21 protein-coding genes are annotated in these 20,036 nt (G+C 65.0%); 5 read left to right on the top strand and 16 right to left on the bottom strand.

Going from position 1 to position 20,036, the window contains the following annotated elements; genetic code table 11:
• Positions 1–75: 75 nt before the first annotated feature.
• A complete protein-coding gene (locus KYN89_RS14615) occupies positions 76–837 on the bottom strand; it encodes a lysozyme (RefSeq protein ID WP_222825756.1) in 762 nt (253 codons plus the stop codon).
• Positions 838–1,041: 204 nt separating this feature from the next.
• Here KYN89_RS14615 and KYN89_RS14610 point away from each other — a divergent pair, with 204 nt between their 5' ends.
• A complete protein-coding gene (locus tag KYN89_RS14610; protein WP_222825755.1) occupies positions 1,042–2,028 on the top strand; it encodes a hypothetical protein in 987 nt (328 codons plus the stop codon).
• A gap of 4 nt (positions 2,029–2,032) precedes the next feature.
• On the opposite strand, the gene thpR is transcribed toward KYN89_RS14610, so the two are convergent.
• Positions 2,033–2,569 (bottom strand): RNA 2',3'-cyclic phosphodiesterase, encoded by a 537-nt coding sequence (gene thpR / locus KYN89_RS14605; protein ID WP_222825754.1) that lies wholly within the window; start codon positions 2,567–2,569, stop codon positions 2,033–2,035.
• 31 nt (positions 2,570–2,600) lie between these two features.
• Positions 2,601–3,203, bottom strand: coding sequence for an SDR family oxidoreductase (locus KYN89_RS14600; protein ID WP_222825753.1), 603 nt, complete (start codon positions 3,201–3,203; stop codon positions 2,601–2,603).
• A gap of 219 nt (positions 3,204–3,422) precedes the next feature.
• Here KYN89_RS14600 and uvrA point away from each other — a divergent pair, with 219 nt between their 5' ends.
• The 3 genes from uvrA to KYN89_RS14585 all read left to right on the top strand — a co-directional run bounded on the left by uvrA (position 3,423) and on the right by KYN89_RS14585 (position 9,169).
• A complete protein-coding gene (gene uvrA / locus KYN89_RS14595; protein WP_222825752.1) occupies positions 3,423–6,362 on the top strand; it encodes an excinuclease ABC subunit UvrA in 2,940 nt (979 codons plus the stop codon).
• 476 nt (positions 6,363–6,838) lie between these two features.
• On the top strand, positions 6,839–8,155 hold the full coding sequence (locus tag KYN89_RS14590; protein ID WP_222825751.1) for an ImmA/IrrE family metallo-endopeptidase: 1,317 nt from the start codon (positions 6,839–6,841) through the stop codon (positions 8,153–8,155).
• A gap of 693 nt (positions 8,156–8,848) precedes the next feature.
• Complete coding sequence (locus tag KYN89_RS14585; RefSeq protein WP_222825750.1) at positions 8,849–9,169, top strand: hypothetical protein; 321 nt, start codon at positions 8,849–8,851, stop codon at positions 9,167–9,169.
• 79 nt (positions 9,170–9,248) lie between these two features.
• Here the strand turns inward: KYN89_RS14585 and KYN89_RS14580 are convergent, their stop codons facing one another.
• A complete protein-coding gene (locus KYN89_RS14580; protein WP_222825749.1) occupies positions 9,249–9,890 on the bottom strand; it encodes a hypothetical protein in 642 nt (213 codons plus the stop codon).
• 218 nt (positions 9,891–10,108) lie between these two features.
• Here KYN89_RS14580 and KYN89_RS14575 point away from each other — a divergent pair, with 218 nt between their 5' ends.
• Positions 10,109–10,756: a putative 2OG-Fe(II) oxygenase gene (locus tag KYN89_RS14575; RefSeq protein WP_248285313.1), complete on the top strand. Its 648-nt coding sequence runs from the start codon at positions 10,109–10,111 to the stop codon at positions 10,754–10,756.
• 6 nt (positions 10,757–10,762) lie between these two features.
• Here the strand turns inward: KYN89_RS14575 and KYN89_RS14570 are convergent, their stop codons facing one another.
• The 12 genes from KYN89_RS14570 to KYN89_RS14515 all read right to left on the bottom strand — a co-directional run bounded on the left by KYN89_RS14570 (position 10,763) and on the right by KYN89_RS14515 (position 20,021).
• Positions 10,763–11,401, bottom strand: coding sequence for a hypothetical protein (locus KYN89_RS14570; protein ID WP_222825747.1), 639 nt, complete (start codon positions 11,399–11,401; stop codon positions 10,763–10,765).
• 62 nt (positions 11,402–11,463) lie between these two features.
• Positions 11,464–12,048, bottom strand: coding sequence for a septal ring lytic transglycosylase RlpA family protein (locus KYN89_RS14565; protein WP_222825746.1), 585 nt, complete (start codon positions 12,046–12,048; stop codon positions 11,464–11,466).
• A gap of 127 nt (positions 12,049–12,175) precedes the next feature.
• The gene (locus tag KYN89_RS14560; RefSeq protein WP_222825745.1) at positions 12,176–13,414 is read right to left on the bottom strand and encodes an argininosuccinate synthase; all 1,239 of its coding nucleotides are present in this window, start codon (positions 13,412–13,414) and stop codon (positions 12,176–12,178) included.
• Between the two features lie 64 nt (positions 13,415–13,478).
• Positions 13,479–13,742 carry a DksA/TraR family C4-type zinc finger protein gene (locus tag KYN89_RS14555; protein WP_222825744.1) on the bottom strand — a complete coding sequence of 88 codons (264 nt, stop codon included), beginning with the start codon at positions 13,740–13,742 and terminating at the stop codon, positions 13,479–13,481.
• Between the two features lie 86 nt (positions 13,743–13,828).
• Complete coding sequence (locus KYN89_RS14550; RefSeq protein WP_222825743.1) at positions 13,829–15,019, bottom strand: class I SAM-dependent methyltransferase; 1,191 nt, start codon at positions 15,017–15,019, stop codon at positions 13,829–13,831.
• 161 nt (positions 15,020–15,180) lie between these two features.
• Positions 15,181–15,444, bottom strand: coding sequence for a hypothetical protein (locus tag KYN89_RS14545; RefSeq protein WP_010234834.1), 264 nt, complete (start codon positions 15,442–15,444; stop codon positions 15,181–15,183).
• Between the two features lie 68 nt (positions 15,445–15,512).
• Positions 15,513–16,265: a molybdopterin-binding protein gene (locus KYN89_RS14540; protein WP_222825742.1), complete on the bottom strand. Its 753-nt coding sequence runs from the start codon at positions 16,263–16,265 to the stop codon at positions 15,513–15,515.
• Positions 16,262–16,975 carry a cytochrome b/b6 domain-containing protein gene (locus KYN89_RS14535; RefSeq protein WP_222825741.1) on the bottom strand — a complete coding sequence of 238 codons (714 nt, stop codon included), beginning with the start codon at positions 16,973–16,975 and terminating at the stop codon, positions 16,262–16,264. Before KYN89_RS14535 ends, KYN89_RS14540 begins: the two co-directional genes overlap by 4 nt.
• On the bottom strand, positions 16,972–17,733 hold the full coding sequence (locus tag KYN89_RS14530) for an SDR family oxidoreductase (protein ID WP_222825740.1): 762 nt from the start codon (positions 17,731–17,733) through the stop codon (positions 16,972–16,974). The genes KYN89_RS14535 and KYN89_RS14530 overlap by 4 nt, the downstream gene beginning before the upstream one ends.
• Positions 17,734–17,836: 103 nt before the next feature.
• Positions 17,837–18,277 carry a glycine zipper 2TM domain-containing protein gene (locus KYN89_RS14525; protein ID WP_222825739.1) on the bottom strand — a complete coding sequence of 147 codons (441 nt, stop codon included), beginning with the start codon at positions 18,275–18,277 and terminating at the stop codon, positions 17,837–17,839.
• A gap of 159 nt (positions 18,278–18,436) precedes the next feature.
• The gene (locus KYN89_RS14520) at positions 18,437–18,904 is read right to left on the bottom strand and encodes a class I SAM-dependent methyltransferase (protein WP_346727245.1); all 468 of its coding nucleotides are present in this window, start codon (positions 18,902–18,904) and stop codon (positions 18,437–18,439) included.
• 136 nt (positions 18,905–19,040) lie between these two features.
• Positions 19,041–20,021, bottom strand: coding sequence for an acyl-CoA thioester hydrolase/BAAT C-terminal domain-containing protein (locus KYN89_RS14515; protein WP_222825738.1), 981 nt, complete (start codon positions 20,019–20,021; stop codon positions 19,041–19,043).
• Positions 20,022–20,036: the final 15 nt, after the last annotated feature.

Below are 20,036 nucleotides of genomic sequence, written 5' to 3'. Positions count from 1 at the left end.
GGTTCTCCCGAGGGCGATTGCGCGGACGGCGAGCAGGCGGCCAGCAGGGCGCACGGCGCGCTTAGCAATGCGAGTCTAGCCGGGGCGGACATCCGCATAATTGGCCTCGCGGAAAATCTTTGCGCGCCGCTCCGACCGGTGGACGAGCCCGCCCGCAATCCGGCCGCCGGCGAAACGGTAATCGAGTTCTTGGGCAATGCCTGTGTAGTCCGCTTGGGCGATCGCCCGGTTGAGATCGGGGCTCTCGCTTTCGGAAAGCGTTCCTTCGCCCACATTATACGCCAGATCGACCAGCGCATCGAATTCGTGCTGATACAGCTTCAGATCGCCGACCACCTTGACCACCGCCTGTTCGGCCGTTTTCAAGTCTTGCGCAAGAAAGGCCATCGCCTTTTCGCGGGTGATCCGGTCGCCCACTTTCAGCCCGTCTTCGGGGCGCACCAGATGGCCGATGCCGACCGTGGGATAACCTGCGACATCGCGGTAGACGGTCAGCCGCATCCCTTCCTCCTGCGCCAGCGCCTTGCGCATCCGCTCACTGGTGGTGAGCAGCGCGGGGTTCACGCGGGTGAAGTTGGGATTGGTCTTGAGGTTGGTCTGGTACGACCAGCCGCGGACATCGTCCGAGGTCTGGCCCGGGGCGCAGCTTCCCAGCGATCCTGCCGCGACGGATACTACGGCGAGCGCCCATGGCGCACGCTTGAGCCGCCGGCGCAGCCTGCTTCTGCGGGACACGCTCTCGCCCGACCGCATGGCACGCAGCTTGTCCCGCGAGGCACGCTTGTCGCGCGCAATATTCGGGCGGGAGGGGGCATGCGAGGTGGCGGAACCGGTCATGCCCGGCCCCCTACGGCGTGCGCGCCCCTGCTGTGTGCTGTCGCCGCTGGGGCGATCATGCGATTTCCTCCTGTTGCCTTACCATTTCAACGGACAAGCGGCGCGATAGGTCCGCAACTCGTCGGGCGCAGTCCACGACTCGGAGCGGTCGGCGACCCGTTTGTGCCCTTTGCGGAGGTGCCCGTGCTGGGCTACCGGCATGACATGTCCGACGCCCAAACGCTCGCCGCAGACCCGCACTGGCTCCCCCACCGGATCGATCCCGCCGCACGCACGATGGAGTTTCTCCGGGTCGAGCGCGCCGCACTGGCGGAGACGGGCTTCCTAGCCGACCGCACTGGGCAGACCCGCATGCTGCCGCTGGCAAAAGTGCAGGGCCTCTCGCCCGAAACCGGCCCGCTGCACTTCATCTTCCACACCGCCTTCTGCCGATCGACCCTGCTGGTCCGCGCGCTCGACATTCCGGGCGTGTCCGCCGGGCTGAGCGAGCCGGGGATTATCGCCAGCCTCGTCAATGCAGGGCAGGCAGGCGAGCCGCTTGTCGCCCCGGTGACGCGGCTGCTTGCGCGGCCCTGGGGGCAGGGCGAGGCGGTGTTCGTCAAGCCGACCAACCACGCCAACCGGCTGGTCCCCGCGCTGATGAACGCCGCCCCGCAGGCGCGCGCGATCCTCATGACCAACCCGCTGCCCAGCTTCCTCGCGGCGGTGATCCGCAAGGGGATGATGGGGCGGCGCTGGGGGCGCCAGCTCTATCTTGAGATGATGGGCTATGCGCCGCTCGATCTGGGGATGGACGGGCGCGAGCAATTCTCGATGACCGACCTGCAGGCCGCCGGTCTCGCGTGGTTCCTCAATCAGCGCTATCTCGATGCGATCGCGCGGCAATATGGCGAGCGTGTCCGCGTGCTCGACGGCGACCGTTTCGATGCTGCGCGGGCGGAGACGCTGGCGGCGATCGGCAGCTTCACCGGGACCGCGATCGACATCGCTAGAGCGAAGGAAATCGCGCAGGGCCCCGTCTTCACCCGCGACGCCAAGACCGGAGCCGACTTCACCGAGAAATCCACCCGTGACCGCGAAGCTACCCACAGCGCGGTGGTGGAGGACGAGATCGCCAAGGTCGGCGAATGGGTCGGCATGATCGCGCAGCAGGTGGGGCTGACCGTGCCGGTGAAGCAGACGCTGTTGTGATGCGCTAGCCCGTCAGGGGAAACGCGACGACCGGCTCGTAATGCGCGCCGCCTGCATCCAGCCGGCTCTCGTAAAGATGAAACGCATCGACCTGCCAAACCGGCAGCGCGAGCCGGGAATGCTGGGCCAGCCACCCGCTGATCGGCCCGGTCGAGCTGTTGACCCGCGCGATGGTCACATGAGGCACGAACTTGCGCGTCACCGGTTCCAGCCCGGCGGCGCGGCAGGCGCGCTCGACCCGGCGCTGGAGAATGTTCAGCGGCTCGCTGTCCTCGACCCCGGCCCACAGCGAGCCGACCCGGCCCTTGCGCTCGAACGTGCCGACGCCGCGCAGTTGCAGGGCAAAGCGCGGCGCGCGAACAGCCTCCAGCGCACTCGCCAGATCATTGGCCAGCGCCCGGTCGACCTCGCCGACAAAGCGCAGCGTCAGATGCAGTTGCTCATCGGACTGCCACCGCGCGCCCTCGACGCCCTCCATGGTGTCGATCAGCGGATCGCGAATGGCCTCGGGTGGACGAAGGGCGACGAACAGGCGGTGCATGACGCTCCTGTCCTCTTCGCCGCCCGTTTCGTCAAATGCCGTGCGATTCCATGGGCACGACGCGATTCTCCAGCGCGTCGTCGTCCACCGCGCGCACCAGCACTGCGGCAAGGTCGCCGCGCGCGGTGGTGCCGTCGCCTTCGACATCGTCGCCCAGGCGAATGTCGCGCTTGCCGTCGTCATGCGTCAGCGCGCCGGGACGGATAATCGCGTAGGGCACGCCCGAGGCGATCAGGTGCTCGTCTGCCGCCTTCTTGGCGAGTGCGTAGTGATAGAGATCGGAGTCCGGATCGGGATCGTCCACGCCGCGCGCGCTCAGCATCACGAAACGCTTCACGCCCGCCGCCTTGGCCCGATCGACCAGCGCCTTCGCGCCGTCACGGTCGACCTTGTCGGTCATGTCCGGCCCGGTCTTGCTGCCCGATCCCGCGGCGAAGATCACCGCGTCGATGCCCTCGCACACATCCTGCGGCAGGTCGGTCAGATCGCCCTTGCGCGTGTCGCATCCATCGGGGAGCGAAGAGGTGTCGGACCCGTCGCGCACCAGCGCGATGGGCGAATGGCCCGCTTCGATGAGCTGGGGAACGAGACGCTTGCCGGTATGCCCGGTCGCGCCGGAGACGAGTACTTTCATGGGTGGGTATCCTTCGAATATGTCGTTCGACTTATCGACGATTGCGCAAGCGAGATGTTCCGCCGCGCTGGCCGACGAGAGTTGCGGTTGGAAATTGCACCCCGCCGCACCACATTCCTGCGCAAGAGGGCGGAACCGCCCATGCCGGTCGCTCGCTTCACTGCGGACACGCCCATCGGCATCCTTGACAGATAAGAACACAAGCGGAACACGCCCACCATGGCACTTACCAAAATCTCCGTGCGCGGTGCGCGCGAGCATAACCTCAAGGGCGTCGATATCGACCTGCCGAGGGATTCGCTGATCGTCATCACCGGGCTCTCGGGCTCGGGGAAGAGTTCGCTCGCCTTCGACACGATCTACGCGGAAGGCCAGCGGCGCTATGTCGAGAGCCTCTCCGCCTATGCGCGCCAGTTCCTCGAGATGATGCAGAAGCCCGATGTCGAGCATATCGAGGGGCTCTCGCCCGCGATCAGCATCGAGCAGAAGACGACGAGCAAGAACCCGCGCTCGACCGTGGCGACCGTGACCGAGATCTACGACTATATGCGTCTGCTGTGGGCGCGGGTGGGCGTGCCGTACTCGCCTGCGACCGGCTTGCCGATCGAGGCGCAGACCGTCTCCAACATGGTCGACCGGGTGATGGCGCTGCCCGAAGGCACGCGGCTCTACCTGCTCGCGCCGGTGGTGCGCGGGCGCAAGGGCGAATACCGCAAGGAACTGGCCGAATGGCAGAAGGCGGGCTTCACCCGCGTGCGGATCGACGGGGAAATCTACCCGATCGAGGACGCGCCCGCGCTCGACAAGAAGTTCAAGCACGACATCGAAGTGGTGGTCGATCGCCTCGCGGTGAAGGAAGGGCTGGAGACGCGGCTGGCGGACAGCTTCGAGACCGCGCTGCGGCTGGCCGAGGGGCTGGCCTATGTCGACCTCGCCGATGGCGTGGTGCCGGGGCGCGAGGGCGAGGATACGGGCGAGGGCAACCTCAAGGGCGCAGGCGTGCCCGCCAACCGGATCGTCTTTTCCGAAAAGTTCGCCTGCCCGGTCAGCGGGTTCACGATCGAGGAGATCGAGCCGCGGCTGTTCTCCTTCAACGCGCCGCAGGGTGCCTGCGCGACCTGCGACGGGATCGGCGAGAAGCAGCTGTTCGACCCGCAGCTGGTCGTGCCCAACGAGGCGCTGACGCTCAAACAGGGCGCGATCATGCCGTGGGCGAAGAGCAATCCGCCCTCGCCCTATTACATGCAGGTGCTCGCCAGCCTGGCGAAGGAGTTCGGCTTCGACCTGACCACCCCGTGGCAGGATCTTGGCGCGGAGAACCAGGATGTCATCCTCTACGGCACCAAGGGCAAGCGCGTGCCGCTGACCTTCAAGGATGGCCGCAAGCAGTACACGGTCAACAAGCCGTTCGAGGGCGTGATCGGCAACCTCAACCGCCGCCTGCTGCAGACCGAGAGCGCGTGGATGCGCGACGAGCTGAGCAAGTTCCAGACCGCGCAGCCGTGCGAGACCTGCGGTGGCAAGCGGCTGAACGAGAAGGCGCTGGCGGTGAAGATCGGCGGGACGCCCGGCTCCGGCGAAGACGCGATCGACATCGCCACCCCGTCGCAGATGAGCGTGGGCGACGCGAAGGTGTGGTTCGAGGACCTGCCCGAACGCCTGACCGACCAGCAGCAGCAGATCGCCCGCGCGATCCTCAAGGAAATCAACGAGCGGCTGGGCTTCCTCGACAACGTTGGCCTCGACTACCTCAACCTCGACCGCAAGTCGGGAACCTTGTCAGGCGGCGAGAGCCAGCGCATCCGCCTCGCCAGCCAGATCGGCAGCGGGCTGTCGGGCGTGCTCTACGTACTCGACGAGCCGAGCATCGGCCTGCACCAGCGCGACAACGACCGGCTGCTCGAAACGCTGAAGCGCCTGCGCGACCTCGGCAACACCGTGATCGTGGTCGAGCATGACGAGGACGCGATTCGCACCGCCGACTACGTGGTCGACCTCGGCCCCGGCGCGGGCGTCCACGGGGGCGAGATCGTGGCGGAGGGCACGCTCAAGCAGGTGCTCAAGTCCAAGAAGTCGCTCACCGCGGCGTACCTCAACGGCACGCGCGAGATCGAAGTCCCGGCCACGCGCCGCAAGGGCAACAAGCACAAGCTGACCGTCCACGGCGCGCGCGCCAACAATCTCAACAACGTCACCGCGTCGCTGCCGCTGGGCACCTTCACCTGCATCACCGGCGTGTCCGGCTCGGGCAAGTCGAGCTTCACCATCGACACGCTCTACGCCGCCGCGGCGCGCGAGCTGAACGGCGCGCGGGTGATCGCGGGCGCGCACGACAAGGTCACGGGCCTCGAATATTGCGACAAGGTTATCGAGATCGATCAGTCGCCGATCGGCCGCACCCCGCGCTCCAACCCCGCGACCTATACCGGCGCCTTCACCCAGATCCGCGACTGGTTCGCCGGCCTGCCCGAAAGCCAGGCGCGTGGGTACAAGCCCGGCCGCTTCAGCTTCAACGTCAAGGGCGGCCGGTGCGAGGCGTGCCAGGGCGACGGTCTGATCAAGATCGAGATGCACTTCCTGCCCGACGTCTACGTCACCTGCGAGGAATGCGGCGGCAAGCGCTACAACCGCGAAACGCTGGAGGTGAAGTTCAAGGGCCACTCCATCGCCGACGTGCTCGACATGACGATCGAGGATGCGGAAAGCTTCTTCAAGGCGGTCCCCCCCATCCGCGACAAGATGGCGATGCTGAACGAGGTCGGGCTGGGCTATATCAAGGTCGGCCAGCAGGCGACCACGCTTTCGGGTGGCGAGGCGCAGCGGGTGAAGCTGGCCAAGGAGCTGAGCAAGCGCAGCACCGGGCAGACGCTCTATATCCTCGATGAGCCGACCACCGGCCTGCACTTCGAGGATGTGCGCAAGCTATTGGAAGTGCTCCACCGGCTGGTCGACCAGGGGAATTCGGTGGTGGTGATCGAGCACAACCTCGACGTGATCAAGACCGCCGACTGGGTGCTCGACCTTGGCCCGGATGGCGGTGTGCGGGGCGGGGAGATTGTGGCTGAGGGCACGCCGGAAGAGGTTGCGGAGGTAAGCGGGAGCTATACGGGGGCGTATCTCAAGCCGATGCTGGAGCGGGCGGGGGGGCTGGCTGAGTAAGCGGCAAGATGCGACGCTCTCCCAGAGCTTGGTGATAATGCATTCTGGCAGTATGGTTTCTTACTCCGCGTCAGGCAGCTGGAAACTAAGATGAGAGCAATCAAGAGGCATCGACCACGAACCCGGGAAAAGTGCGGCGATTTTGATAGAGCTCAACTGGCTGCGATTGCGACTTCATCAAGTTATATCGGAAGTCCGGAACACAAGAATGTCCCATCTCCTGCGGGACAACCCAAACCAAGGGCCGATGCCAACATTTGCGACGCGAGACTCAGTAGGAATTTCGCCAAGCCTACCCGGTGGCTCAGAAAGGCCATTCGAGAAGGAAACGTTGGTAGTCCTATCGAAGGCTCGTTTCCTCGCTATGTCTGGCATAAGGACGGCGATACTGTTTTTGAGGCACGACTGGTAAACCGGGAGCAGGGTCAATATAAAGGATATCCGCTGGAGCACCATGAGTGGCCAGCCTTTCTCTCATGAGCATCCAATTCCATCTTGAGTGGGAAAATCCAGCCCAAGCGCGAGGGGAAGACCTGCGCGCCACGTGGGCGCGAATATCGATCTCGGTTAACGGACTTCCTGTGATCTCGCTCTTTGACCGAGTCTCCGGTGCCGAGCGTGACGCGGTTTATGCTCCCGCACTCCCCATGGCGGAATGGATTGCGGAGAACTGGTTCTTTCTGACCAACGAGGTTGGCCACAAGCAAGGCTTTTCATCAGAATACCACAAGCGGCATAACCTGCATTGGGTCGGCGATGGTTTCTCGCTTCCACCGATCGCGTTCTACCCGCTGGGTGAAATCGTCCAGGTCGTCTGGAAACCCTTCACTCCGCAGTTTGCGAATGTGAGGTTCCTGAGCTCAGGTAACGAGCTCATTACCCAAACCGCACTGGTCGAGGGGCTTGGCCAGTTTGTCGAAACGGTTTGCCAGCGACTGAAGGAGCGCGGGACTCCGGATCATAGGCTGATCGGAGAATGGAATGCGATTCGTCAGTTGGATGTCGAAGAGCAGCAATTCGCGCGAGCCAGCTCTCGGGCGGGTTTGGACCCGTTCGCAATCTCGCCCGATAATGCGGCTACGATCATTTCGGCTTATGAATCGCTACCTAGGAAGATGTTTGAGGATTTCATCACAGTAAGCCCGTTCAACCAGCTGCCCGAGCAGGTGGCGTGGGCTGGGAAGAGTCTGAAAGAATTGGAAGAACTTCCCAACGGGATTCCGAAAGATGAACTCAAAGTTCCGAAACACGCACGCCCCAAGGGTGGAATGTCGTTTTCTTCCGCAGCATTGCCACCACATGCTTATGGTCGCGAAATCGCGAGGATATTGCGTGCGGAGAGAAGCAGCGACGATGATCCGATACGCGGTATCGATGGCTTGTTACAGACGTTTGGCGCTTCGACTCCGCATGACGTATTAATTGTCCAGAATGCCGTACAGAATCCGGTACATGCGTTACAGTCAAATGAGGAAGGTCTGCGTATTCTTGTGACGCGGGAGCGAGAGGATTCGCAACGATTTGCTATCTGCCGAACGATCTTTAATTTTATTCACGATCAAAGTCGCAGCGCGGATCTCGTTGCGGATTCCTACCTAGCGAAAGACAAGGCTAGCCGAGCTTTCGCTGCCGAGTTTCTCGCTCCACATGAAGGCTTGGCAAAACGAGTGAGCGACAAGGTCATTAGCTTGGATGAGTTGAACGAACTGGCATCGACTTACGAGGTATCAACTCATGTTATTCAACATCAGCTAGAAAATTTTGACATTGCCAAGCTGAGCCAGACTTGGTGAGGTTCGGAGGTCCCTCAAATACGCCCGCACAGCTGCTTCGCCATATGCGCAACGAGGAAGTGCTGCTGGGCAGAGCGGTGACGGTCAAAGTCCATGTGCGCGAGGAATTGCGGGGGCGGTGAGCTTTGGTGCATTCCTGCGCAAGCAGGAACCCAGGGGCTCTGGGCTCCTGGTTGGCGATCCGCGCCGTCTTCGCTTCGCTACGACCCGGCAGGAGCTCACACAAGGCTCAAGACGAGCGGATTTCAATATTGCGGTGCATCCGCACCGGCGCCTCGCAATGACGAAGGAAAGAAGCTGGACCCCGGAGTCCTTTGTTTGGCTTCAAGCGCCAGCGCTCGCATCCGCTCGCTTGGCTTACGGCCTGACGGCCAACGGGCGGTCGCCCTTGCCTCGGCTGCGCCTCGGTTTGGTGCGCGCCAAACAGGTAGCGCTCGTTGCTGTCCTACAGGGCGGCTAGATCGGTCCCTCGCAGCCAATGCTCACGGACCCGCTCATGACCTCTCCCGGCACCACGCCCAATCTCCCCGCAGCGCCCGTCGACACAGCGCCGCAAGAGCCCGAAACGCTCCCCGCGATCCCCGAGCAGTTCAGTCGCGATGCGCAGGCGGATTTCCTCGATGCGCTGGCCGAGTGCGGCAATGTGCGTGCGGCGACGCGCGTCGCGGCGTCTCTCGCTCCACCACCTACCGCATGCGCCGCGCCTGCCCGCGCTTCGCGCGTCTGTGGGATGCCGCGCTGCTGGTCGCGCGCACGCAGGTCGAGGCGGTGCTGGCGGACCGCGCGCTCAACGGGGTGGAGGAGACGATCTTCTACCACGGGGAGACGGTGGCGACGCGGCGCCGCTACGACGCGCGGCTGCTGCTCGCGCATCTCGCGCGGCTCGACCGGCTGACGCAGAACCCGGCGACCCACCATGCCGCTACCGGGTTCGATATTGCGCTCGACGAGCTGCTCGATGCGCCCGAAATGGTCCAGCACTATGCCGATGAGGAAGGCGATCGGGCGGCCTGATGCGCGCGGGCGGGGAGGGGGTGCGTTTTTAGCCCCTGGACTGTGTGTCAGGTGTGTCAGGCCCGGGCCGACATACGCCTCAGATGAACACCCAGGGGGAGAGGGCGGCCAGCACCACGAAGTGCAGGTTGAGCACCACCAGCACCGCGATCGCCCAGCGGCGCGAGCGGATGAAGGGCATGGCGAGGATCGCGACCGAGCCGACGTTGTTGGTCCAGTCGACCGTGCTCACGATCCATGCGGGCGCGGTGGTCGGCTCGAGCGGCGGCTCGAACAGCGCGCGGCCGAAATCGGCGAGCAGGGCGACCGCGATCACGCCGAACCAGATGAAGCGGCGGTGGGCCATGTAATAGGCGTCGAAATCGGGCCACGCCTCGGGCTCGTCCGGCCACAGCGCGGCGCTGATCAGGTAGTACCAGCCGATCACGCCGAGCACGCAGATGAGGCTGAGGAAGTTGAGCGGGACGTTGCCCTGAACGTCGAACATGAACAGCCAGAAGGTCGCCTGGTGGAACAGCACGACCGCGGCGGAGAGCGGGACCAGCCAGCCGATGCGGACCTGCTCGACCACGCCGTCGCCGCCCTGGTCGCCATAGGCAAGGCGGTTGTGGCGGATGCGGCTGCGCAGCTTGTAGGTGCGGGCATAGCCGGCCAGCACCTCGGCCATGGTCAGGCCCAGCAGCAGGGTGAACAGTTCGAATGTGATGTCGAATTCGCTCATACCGCCGCCCCCCAGCTGTTGGGCCAAAGTCTAGCCCCGGTGGCTGGGGGTGGCCAGCGGTTTGCGCGATGACGCGGCGATGTCGCTGGTCGAGCGGATCATGCCGTTGGCAGAGAAGGGCTTGCCTTTTGCTGCGGAGCCAATCGCGCATCTTGCGCAACCCCGCGGCGCCGGATAGCTATCGTGCGATTCGAAACGGCAATTGGGGGATTGCTACCATGGCGACAGCCAGCGCGCGCAAAGCTGTGGCGAGTGCGGAGTACAGCGTCAAACCGCTGTTCGCGGAGCCGGTCTTCGTGACCAATATCGGCCACGCGATCTCGCCCGAGCAGGTCGAGTTCATCCAGTCGGTGACGATGCTCGAAAACCAGATGAACCGGATTTCCGAGGATCTCTACCTGTTCGACCGGCGCGAGCTGAAAAGCATCAAGCACGCGGTCCACGCCGCGCTGGAGACCTACTCCCGCGACGTCATGGGGGTGAGCAGCCGGCTGGAGGTGACGCAGAGCTGGGCGCTGATGAACCCGCCGGGGGTGGGCATGCATGCGCACACGCATTCCAACTCGCTGGTCTCGGGATCGCTGTACTACGCGCCGATGCCCGATCCGCCAGGCAACATGATCTTCGAGCGGACCACCGGATACCGCCAGATCGAGCTTGGGGTCGAGAGTGGGCGGACCAACATCTACAATGCGCCGCGCAATGCCGTGGTGCCAAAACAGGGGGATCTGGTGCTGTTCTCCAGCTCGATCCTCCATTTCGTGGAGGAGAACCGATCGAACCAGAACCGCTATTCGATCGCGTTCAACACCTTCCCGCGTGGTACGATCGGTGCCTTCCGAGATGTCAGCGAACTGAAGCTGTAGCGCGCGTCATACAAGTCCGGCGATCGTCCAGCTGCTGAGCGCGTAGAGGATCTGCGTTGCGATGATGAACAGCATCAGCGCCAGCGATACTCGTGCGCGCCTGGTGAAGATCAGCCACGCGAAGGCGGGGAAGTTGAGGTATACCATCAGCACCGATGTCACGAAGACCGGGTGCGTGGCTGGCGAGATCTGCGGCGCGCCCTCCGGGGAGGCACCGAGCGCCATGCCGGTGAGGTTGATCGCAAGATTGATCGCCAGCATCCCGCCGAACACCCAGCGCTTCTGCTGCCAGAAATAGGCGTCGAAATCGGGCCACATCTCCGGTTCGTCCGGAAACACCAGCGTTGCCACCAAGTAATAGCCGCCGATCAGCACCAGCACGCCGAAGATGGTGGCCATGCGCATGTCGAGCACGCCGCGCATGGTCCAGATGATGCTCCAGAACGTGGCTAGGTCGATCAGCACCAGCAGCCCGAGAATCGGGACCAGCCAGCCGACCTTGACGCGCATGGCCGCCGGATCGATCCCGGCCCTGCGGCGGGCGCGCAGTTTCAGGATGCGGGAGAAGCCCAGCAGCATTTCCGCAACCGCAAGGCCGATCAGCAGCGTGAACAGCTCGAAGATGTAGTCGAATTGTGGATCCACGCCCGTGCCCCCGAATGCCCTCTCGGCATTGCTATTGCGTGAGGCGGGGGCGGCGGCAAGCGCTAGTCGATCAGCGCGAGCTCCACGGTGCCGTGGCCGCGCTGGACGAGGCCGAGCTCGACCGCCGCAGCGCGCGATACGTCGATCTCGCGTCCATGCGCATAGGGCCCGCGATCATTGATCCGCACCACCACGCTCTTGCCGGTGCGCGGGTTGGTGACGCGCACCCTGGTGCCGAAGGGCAGCGTCTTATGCGCGGCGGTGAAGGCGTTCATGTCGAAACGCTCGCCACTGGCAGTGGGGCGGCCGTTGAAGCGTGCGCCGTAATAGGAGGCAACGCCGCTGCGCCACACTGCGGGTTCGGCTTCGATCGGCGGATCGATCTGGTCAAGATCGACCGCACGCGCGCTCGCCACCGGCATCGGCGGCGCGACATCGAAACGCGCAAAGCTGGCGTCGAACTGATCGGCAGCGGGCACACGCTCGTCGGTCAGCGAGACCGGACGTGCCTCAGCGGAGAGGTCGGCCACCAGCGGCTGCTGGCCCGGCGCATCCTGCGCTCCGGCGCCTGCGAGCGGCAGAGCGAGCACAGCAAGCGCGAGCGTGGGGAGCGCAGCGCGGCGAAGGGTCTTTTTGTTCCCGTCCATGGCGGGGCAAGTTAGGCGCGCTCCCCGAATAGGGAATACACCTGGAGGCGGCTCGCCGCGCTTTCGCCACATTTGAACGGAAAGCTTCGGACCTTTCGCGCACCTTGCCGGTTATTGCGCGAATTCCCTAATTTCCGCTGCGCTGGTCGCGTTTTGCCAGCAATTTCAACCGCAAGGCGTTGAGCGAAATGAACCCTTGCGCATCGCGCTGGTCGTATGCGCCGGCGTCATCCTCAAACGTGACGTGCGCTTCGGAATAGAGGCTGTGCGGGCTGCGGCGACCTACGACCGACGCGTTCCCCTTGTACAGCTTGAGTCGCACGTCGCCGGAAACGCGTTCCTGGCTGTGGTCGATCGCCGCCTGCAGCATCTCGCGCTCGGGGCTGAACCAGAAGCCGTTATAGATGAGCTCCGCATATTTGGGCATCAGCTCGTCCTTGAGATGCGCCGCCCCGCGATCGAGCGTGATCTGTTCGATCCCGCGATGCGCGCGGGCGTAGATTTCGCCACCGGGCGTCTCGTACATCCCGCGGCTCTTCATGCCGACGAAGCGGTTTTCGACCAGATCGAGCCGCCCGATGCCGTGCTTGCGGCCCAGATCGTTGAGCGCGGCGAGAAGCGTGGCTGGGCTCATCGCCTCGCCATTGAGCGCGACGCCATCGCCCTTCTCGAACGCGATCGTGATGTATTCCGGGGTGTCCGGCGCATCCTCGGGATTGTCGGTGCGCGAATAGACGTAGTCGGGCGTTTCCTCCCACGGATCTTCCAGCACCTTGCCCTCGGACGAGGTGTGGAGGAGGTTCGCGTCGGTCGAGAACGGGCTTTCGCCGCGCTTGTCCTTGGGCACCTCGATCTGGTGCGCCTCGGCCCACGCGATCAGCGCGGTGCGGCTGGTCAGGTCCCATTCGCGCCACGGCGCGATCACGGTGACGTCGGGGTCGAGCGCATAGGCGCTCAGCTCGAAGCGAACCTGGTCGTTGCCTTTGCCGGTCGCGCCATGCGCAATCGCCCCTGCGCCAGTCTCACGCGCGATCTCGACCAGGCGCTTGGAAATGAGCGGTCGCGCGATGCTGGTGCCGAGCAGGTAGTCGCCTTCGTAACGGGCATTGGCGCGCATCATCGGGAACACGAAATCGCGCACGAATTCCTCGCGCAGATCTTCGATGAAGATGTGCTTGTCGGGAATGCCCATCGCCTGCGCCTTGCGGCGGGCAGGCTCCAGCTCTTCGCCCTGGCCGAGATCGGCAGTGAAGGTGACCACCTCAAGCCCGCGCTCGACTTCGAGCCATTTGGCGATGACGGAAGTGTCGAGGCCGCCCGAATAGGCGAGGACGACGCGGTTATTGGTGCTGGCGTTGTTGCTCATGGCGCGCGGCTAGCAGCGACCGGGGAACCGCGCAACGCGGATTGCGGCCAGCAACAGGCGCAGTTCAGCGCAACTGGCTGTCCTTGCTGCCGCGACGGTTGATGCCACTGCTGCGAACGGCGGCATCGAGGCCGGACTGGCATTGCACGCACCGCTTTACCCCGGGCAGCGCGGCGCGGCGCTTTTCGGGAATCTCTTCCCCGCACTCGACACACCACTGCTCACTCTCGCCGGTCGGCATGCGCGATCGCGCCGCGCTGACCGCGTCGGATACGGTATCGTCGATCTGGTCCTGAACCGCGCCATCGCGCGCCCATCCACCTGCCATGTGCCTGCTCCTGCAAACGTCCAGAACCCAATCTGGGGTCGGAAGCCGCCGAAATCAATCGCTTGGCCGGATCGAGGCGCGGCGGGTCACCCTTTGGCGAGCAGATCCTTCTCCGCCTGCGCCATGTAATCGCGGGACAAGGGCAGGGCATGGCGGTGGCGTGCAAATTGCAGCTGGTAGTTGCACATGGTCCCGCTTTCGAACGCGGCGGTGGCTCCTGCCAGATAGAAGGTCCACATGCGATAGAACCTCTCGTCGTACATCTGCACGATCCGGTCCCGATTGGCTTCGCACTTGGCGTACCAGGCGCGCAGCGTGTGCGCATAGTGCAGCCGCCAGGTCTCGACATCGGTGGCGATCAGGCGGCTCTTCTCGCTCGCGGCGACGGTTTCGCTCAGCGCGGGGATATAGCCGCCGGGGAAGATATACTTGCGGGTGAAGGCATCGGTCGATCCCGGTCCGCCCATGCGGCCAATCGTGTGGACCAGCATCACCCCATCGGTGTCGAGCAGCTTGCCGGTGCAGCGGAAGAAGGTATCGAACTGCTGCTGCCCGACATGTTCGAACATGCCGACCGAGACGATCCGGTCGTACTTGTGGCCCTGGTCTGCGTGGTCGCGGTAATCGACCAGTTCGATGCTGACCTTGTCTTCCACGCCCGCCGCCGCAGCACGCTCGCGCGCCAGCGCGGCCTGTTCCTTGGACAGGGTGATCCCGGTGACGTGCACCCCGGCGCGCTGCGCGAGGAAGATCGCCATGCCGCCCCAGCCGCAGCCGATATCGAGCACCCGCTGACCCGGCTCCAGCGCCAGCTTGGCCGCGATATGGGCCAGCTTCGCCTCCTGCGCATCGCCCAGCGTCATGCCCTCGCGCGGCCAGTAGCCGCAGCTGTACTGCATGTGCTCGGGATCGAGCATCAGGCGGTAGAGCGCGTTGCCGATATCGTAGTGATGCGCGACGTTCGCGCGGCTGCGGACCGCGTTGTTGAGCTGTTCGCCGTGGAAGGCGATCCGGTTGCCGAGTCTCCTGAGGGGGCTGGGACGGTTGTAGCTCGCCCCTGCCTCCCACGGGGCATTGCGCGCGAACAGGTCGACCAGGCCCATCACATCGCCGCGCTCGATCACCAGCCGCCCGTCCATGAAGGCTTCCGCTGCACCCAGCGCCGGATCGAGCAGGATGCTGCGCGCGACTCCCGAATCGGTCAGCCGGATCGCGATATCGAGCGAGTTGGAGCCGGGCGAGCCGAACTGCGTGCGGCTACCGTCTGCGAAGACCACTTCCAGCGCGCCGGCCTTGATGTGCCCGTCGAGGAAGCGGCAGAACAGGAGGTTGGCGGGGCCGCGCGGGCGGCCGCTACCGGTCGGTTTGGATGTCGTTTGATCGAGCAGTTTGCCAGTCCTTCTTGGCTGGGGTCTGTGGGCACGCCGCGGCTATGCGCCTAGTCCGACTTGCGGGCAAGCATACGGTCCAGCAGGGGCGGCTTCGCGGTCTTGGGCGGCAGGCGGCCCGAAAGTTCGAACAGCACGTTGCCCAGCTGCACCGCCTGATCCTTGTTCAGAACCATGCGCGACACCAGCACGTCGTCTGCGTTCTGCGGCATGTTGGTGACGGTTTCCAGACGCAGGACCATGCTGGCCCCGTAATCCTCGGCCGTCCAGCCGACCAGCACGCGCACTTCCTCGTCGCTCCAGACGTTCGCCATGTTCGGTAAGGCCCTGTTCGGTAAAGAGGGCTCGACTTTATCCAGCGGGCTTTGCGCTCGCAAGGCGGTCACATCCCGGCGTACCATTGATAGCCACCATAATCTTCCCAGTAGCCGCCCTTGCCGAGGCCGATCGTATCGAGGCTGGCGACCAGTTCGATGCCGGTGAGATATTTGGCATGCTTGTACCCCAGCTGCCGCTCCACCCGCGCGCGCAGGGGCGCACCGTTCTTGACCGGCAGCGGCTCGCCATTGAGGCGGTGCGCGATAATCGTCTGCGGGTGGTAGGCATCGTCCATATCGATGCTCTCGTAATAGCGGCCGCGCGTGTAATCGTCGGCGCAGCGGAACACGACGTAGTTCGCGCCCTCGCGCACCCGCGCCAGCTCAAGGAAGGTCGACAGCTGCGGGCCGGTCCACTGGCCGATCGCGCTCCACCCCTCGACGCAATCGTGCCGGGTGATCTGGGTGCGTTGGGGCAGCGTCATGATCTGGTCGAGCGTGAAGGACAAGGGCCGTTCGACCAGGCCGGTGACGGTAAAGCGCCAGTCGGCAAAGCCATTGGCGACATGCTCGGGGTAGCCATCGTTCTGCGGGTCGGTCGATCCGTTGCCGCGGAAGGTGGGCGAGATGTCCTCCGGCGCGTATTCGGGGGCGAGGGCGTTGCGTGCGCGCAGCGCGCGTTGCAGGCCCATCTGCCAGTCGTCGACGGTTTCGAAAAAGCGCTTGCCTGCCTGGCTGTCGCCAACCTTGGTGCACGCGCCAAGCATCAGCGCGCCCGAGCCGAGCAGGACGGAGCGGCGTTTCATCGTGAAGCTCATGCGCTCTCTCCCTCGGATTTAGCTGGGCGGGCGAAGGGCGGGTTGGTCGGCTGGTGGTCGCCGCCAAGGATCATCGCGCGCAGTTGCCCGACCGGGCCGCTGAGCAGCACGAGCACCACGTGGACCACGAAGAATCCGAAGATGCCCCATGCGCACAGGAAATGGAGCGAGCGCGCGCTCTGCCGTCCGCCGAAGATGTCGACCAGCCACCACAGGCTCGGCTCCATACCCGGACTGATCGCCAGCCCGGTTAGAACCATGCCGGGCAGCAGCACGCCGAACACGGCGCCATAGGCGATCTTCTGGAGGAAGTTGTACTTCCCCTCTCCATGGGTGAAGTCGAACTGCAGGTGCTTGGCAATGTCCGCCCTGATCGCGGACCAGCGCCATTCGCGCCGCGTAGTCTTGATGTCACGGCGGAAATGCCCGTTCCACAGCATCGCGATCCACATGCCCAGCAGGCCGAAGGCGAAGGGGAAGGCCATCAGCAGATGCCAGTCGCGCGCCTTGGCGAGGCTGTAGTAATCGGGAATGGTCATCCAGCCGGGAAAGCGGGGCACCGCCAGCCAGGCCTGCGTGGGCGAGAAGCCCCAGTCGCCCCAATAGAGGTAGGGGTGGGCGTTGGAGATGTTCAGCCCGCTCATGAACAGCACCACGATCGCGATCAGGTTGATCCAGTGCCAGATGCGGGTCGAGACGAAGTGCCTCATCGCGCGCCCTCCCGTTCCAGATAGATCACGTCGCGCGGCTGGCTGAGCAGGTGCTGGCCGTTATCGACGAACAGTGTCTCTCCGCTCGCCAGATCGCCGCCGGCCAGCATGACTGCGGCCTGCGCGACATCCTGCGCGGTCGTGCGGCGGCGGCGCAGATTGAGCAGGTGGGATCGTTCCGCCTCCTCCTCGCTCTGGTCGTGGCTCGCAAGGATCGCGCCGGGGGCAAGGCCATAGACCCGGTCCGCGCTCCGCGTGGCACCCATCGCGAGCATCCGGATCGTCGCGTCGAGTGCGTGCTTGCTCATGGTGTAGCTGAAGAAATCGGGGTTCGGGTTGGCGAGCTTCTGATCGGTCACCTGAATGACATGGCGACCGGATGATGCGCGTGCGTGTGCAAGATAGCTCTGCGCAAGCATCGCAGGCGCGTGCGCATTGGTCCGCATCGCCCGGTCGTGAATCGCCGGGTCGAGCGCCGTCACGCTGTCCTGTTCGAAAATCGCAGCGGAGTTGATCAGCGCGCGCCAGTCTTCCAGCCGTGCCGAGAGGTCCTGCGCCAGCGCATTGGCCGCGCCGTCCTGCGCGAAATCCGCCTGCGCGATCTCGGCGGAGGGAAGCTCGCCGGCAAGCGCATCGGCTTCCTCGCGTGAGGATCGGTAATGGATGACCACGTGCCAGCCTGCCTCGGCGAAGGCGCGCGAGAAGGCCGCGCCCAGTCGCTGCGCGCCCCCGGTAATCAGCACGCTCGGCCTGCTCATACTCCCCTCCTTTCAGGCCGACCCATATCGGTCCGGGCGCATATTACAAAGGGGCCGCACACCGGCGTGGTGTGCGGCCCCAGCATATTGGGCGATGATCGCCTCAGCGGCAGCGCAGATCGCCGCGTTCGATTTCGCGGCCGAGCAGGCCGCCGCCAATCGCTCCGATGATCGCGCCAAGCGTCGAATCGGCGGCGATCTGCGACCCGGCGAGCGCACCCACGCCCGCGCCGATCACCAGACCGGTCGACCCGTCGCTGCGGCGGCAGCGGTAGCGGCCGTCCTGCCCGCGCCACACACGGTCACCGCGATCGAGACGCCGTTCGTGGCGCGCCTCGCGCCGCGCATCGCGGTAGCCGCGCCGGTACTCGCGCCGATCGCGATAGTCGCGGCGCTGATACTGGTGCGCGCTGGCGGGCGTGGCGGAGAAGGGCGAGGCCGCAATGGTGCTCGTGCGGCTCTCGACGGGAAGCTCTGCGGCCAGCGCGGGGGCAGCTGGCAGGGCGAGGGCTGAAGCGGCGATTGCCATCATGGGGATCTTCATCGGGTCACTCCTTCGAATTGTTCTGTCCCAACCAATTCCGAAGGAGCGCCCCGGCTCCCCAACCTCAGATGAACGATGCGTTGGCTTGGCGATTTGCGGACGAGCCGTGCGAAGTCCGCGATAAATTAACCATGCTCGGTGCGCCGAACCGACTTCCCGTCAGTCGATCTTGCGGACGGTCAGCGCGTACCAGTCGCGCTGGGTGCCGTCGCAAGCCTTGCCGCGATAGCGTTCGGCCTCCTCGACCGCGAAACCTGCGTGGGCATAGGTCTGCTCGAGCCACGCAGGGCTGGGGAGGTTGGTCCACCGGCCCAGCAAATCGCGACCCTCGTCCGGGTGGGCATCGTCGCCCAGCTTGAAGTTGGCGAAATGCCACCCTGCGGGCTTCAGCGCGCGGTGAATGCGTCCGAGGATGTCGGGCAGTGCACCGCGTGGCGCGTGCAGCAGGGATGCATGGGCCCACACGGCATCATAGCTCTGGCAAGCGTCAAGCTCATCGAACCGCATGACGCGCGCGCCGATGTCGAAGCGTTCCCGCGCCTTGCGTGCCATCGCCGCCGTCCCGTCTGTCGCGTCGACCCGGAACCCGCGCTGTGCATGTGGGCCGCGTCCGCGCCGCAGCCACACCCCAGCTCCAGCACCGATGCACCCGCCTCCAGAAGATTCAGGAAGGGGTCGAGGTGCCGGTGCCGGTCCTGCGCGGTGCTGGCGGTGTAGTGCGGCGCGGCCCGCGCGTAATAGTCGATCGTGGCCTGATCGAAGCTCATTCGCCTTTGAGATGCTCGGCGAGGAAGGCGAGCGTCGCGGGCCAGATTTCCTGCTGCGCGGCGAGCGTGGCTTCGTCGTAACGGAACTCGCCCTCGGTCCGCTGGACGCCGGTGCCAGACAGCGCGTGGCCTGCGCCCGGATAGATCATCGCGACCGTCTCCAGCCCGCCCGCCTCGGCACGTCGCTCGGCAATATTCTGCGCCATCCCGCCCGAATTCCAGGTGTTGTCGGCATCGCCGCCCGCGACCAGCACGGGCTCGTCGATTTCTTCCACGCGAATGCGCGCGGCGGGCACCCGGTCGGGATTGGCACGGCGTCCCGCATCCTGCGGGGTGCGCAGGCGGACGACCGCGCCGGGGATCGCGTATTTCGCGAATTCCTCTTCCATGCCGAGATAGGGCACGAAGGGAAGCGGTTCGCCCGCCCATGAGAAGCTGCTGACCTCACCCGGCTTAGCGCCCGGACCCCAGCCTTCCCAGATCACGTCGCTGGGCACGATGGCCACGACGGCTGCAAATCCGTCGATCCGGCTCGCCCCTGCAAGCACGAACTCCGCACCCTTGGATACGCCGTAGAGACCGATGGCATCTGGCTGCACGTCGTCACGCGCGCGCAGCCAGTCGCGCGCGATCGCCAGCTTTTCGAGCGGAATGGAGTCGAACGCCTCGGGCAGGTCGGGCAGCTGCCGTGCGGGAGGAAGATAGCCGGGCGAGTAGTAGGGCAGGCCGAGTACGGCATAGCCCTGCTCGATGAAGCGCGGGGCCGAGCTGCGCGAGCCCATGTCACCCCCTTCGCTCCCGCCGAGCACGATGACGACGGGGAAGGGGCCTTCGCCCTCCGGCGTGGCGAAATAGGCATACGGCAGTTCCTCGCCGACCATGATTTCGGTCGGGGCGACCGGTGGCCCCGGATCGGCGGCCGCACTGGTGGAGAGCCCCAGAGCGAACGCGGCAAGAATTGTCAGAAATGTGCGCAAGCATAACCTCCCTTG

This window comes from Alteriqipengyuania abyssalis (assembly GCF_019857185.1).
In the GTDB taxonomy this organism is placed as follows: Bacteria; Pseudomonadota; Alphaproteobacteria; order Sphingomonadales; family Sphingomonadaceae; genus Alteriqipengyuania; species Alteriqipengyuania abyssalis.
Note: the sequence above shows the minus strand (reverse complement) of the source record. Positions and strands in the feature narration are given on the sequence as shown.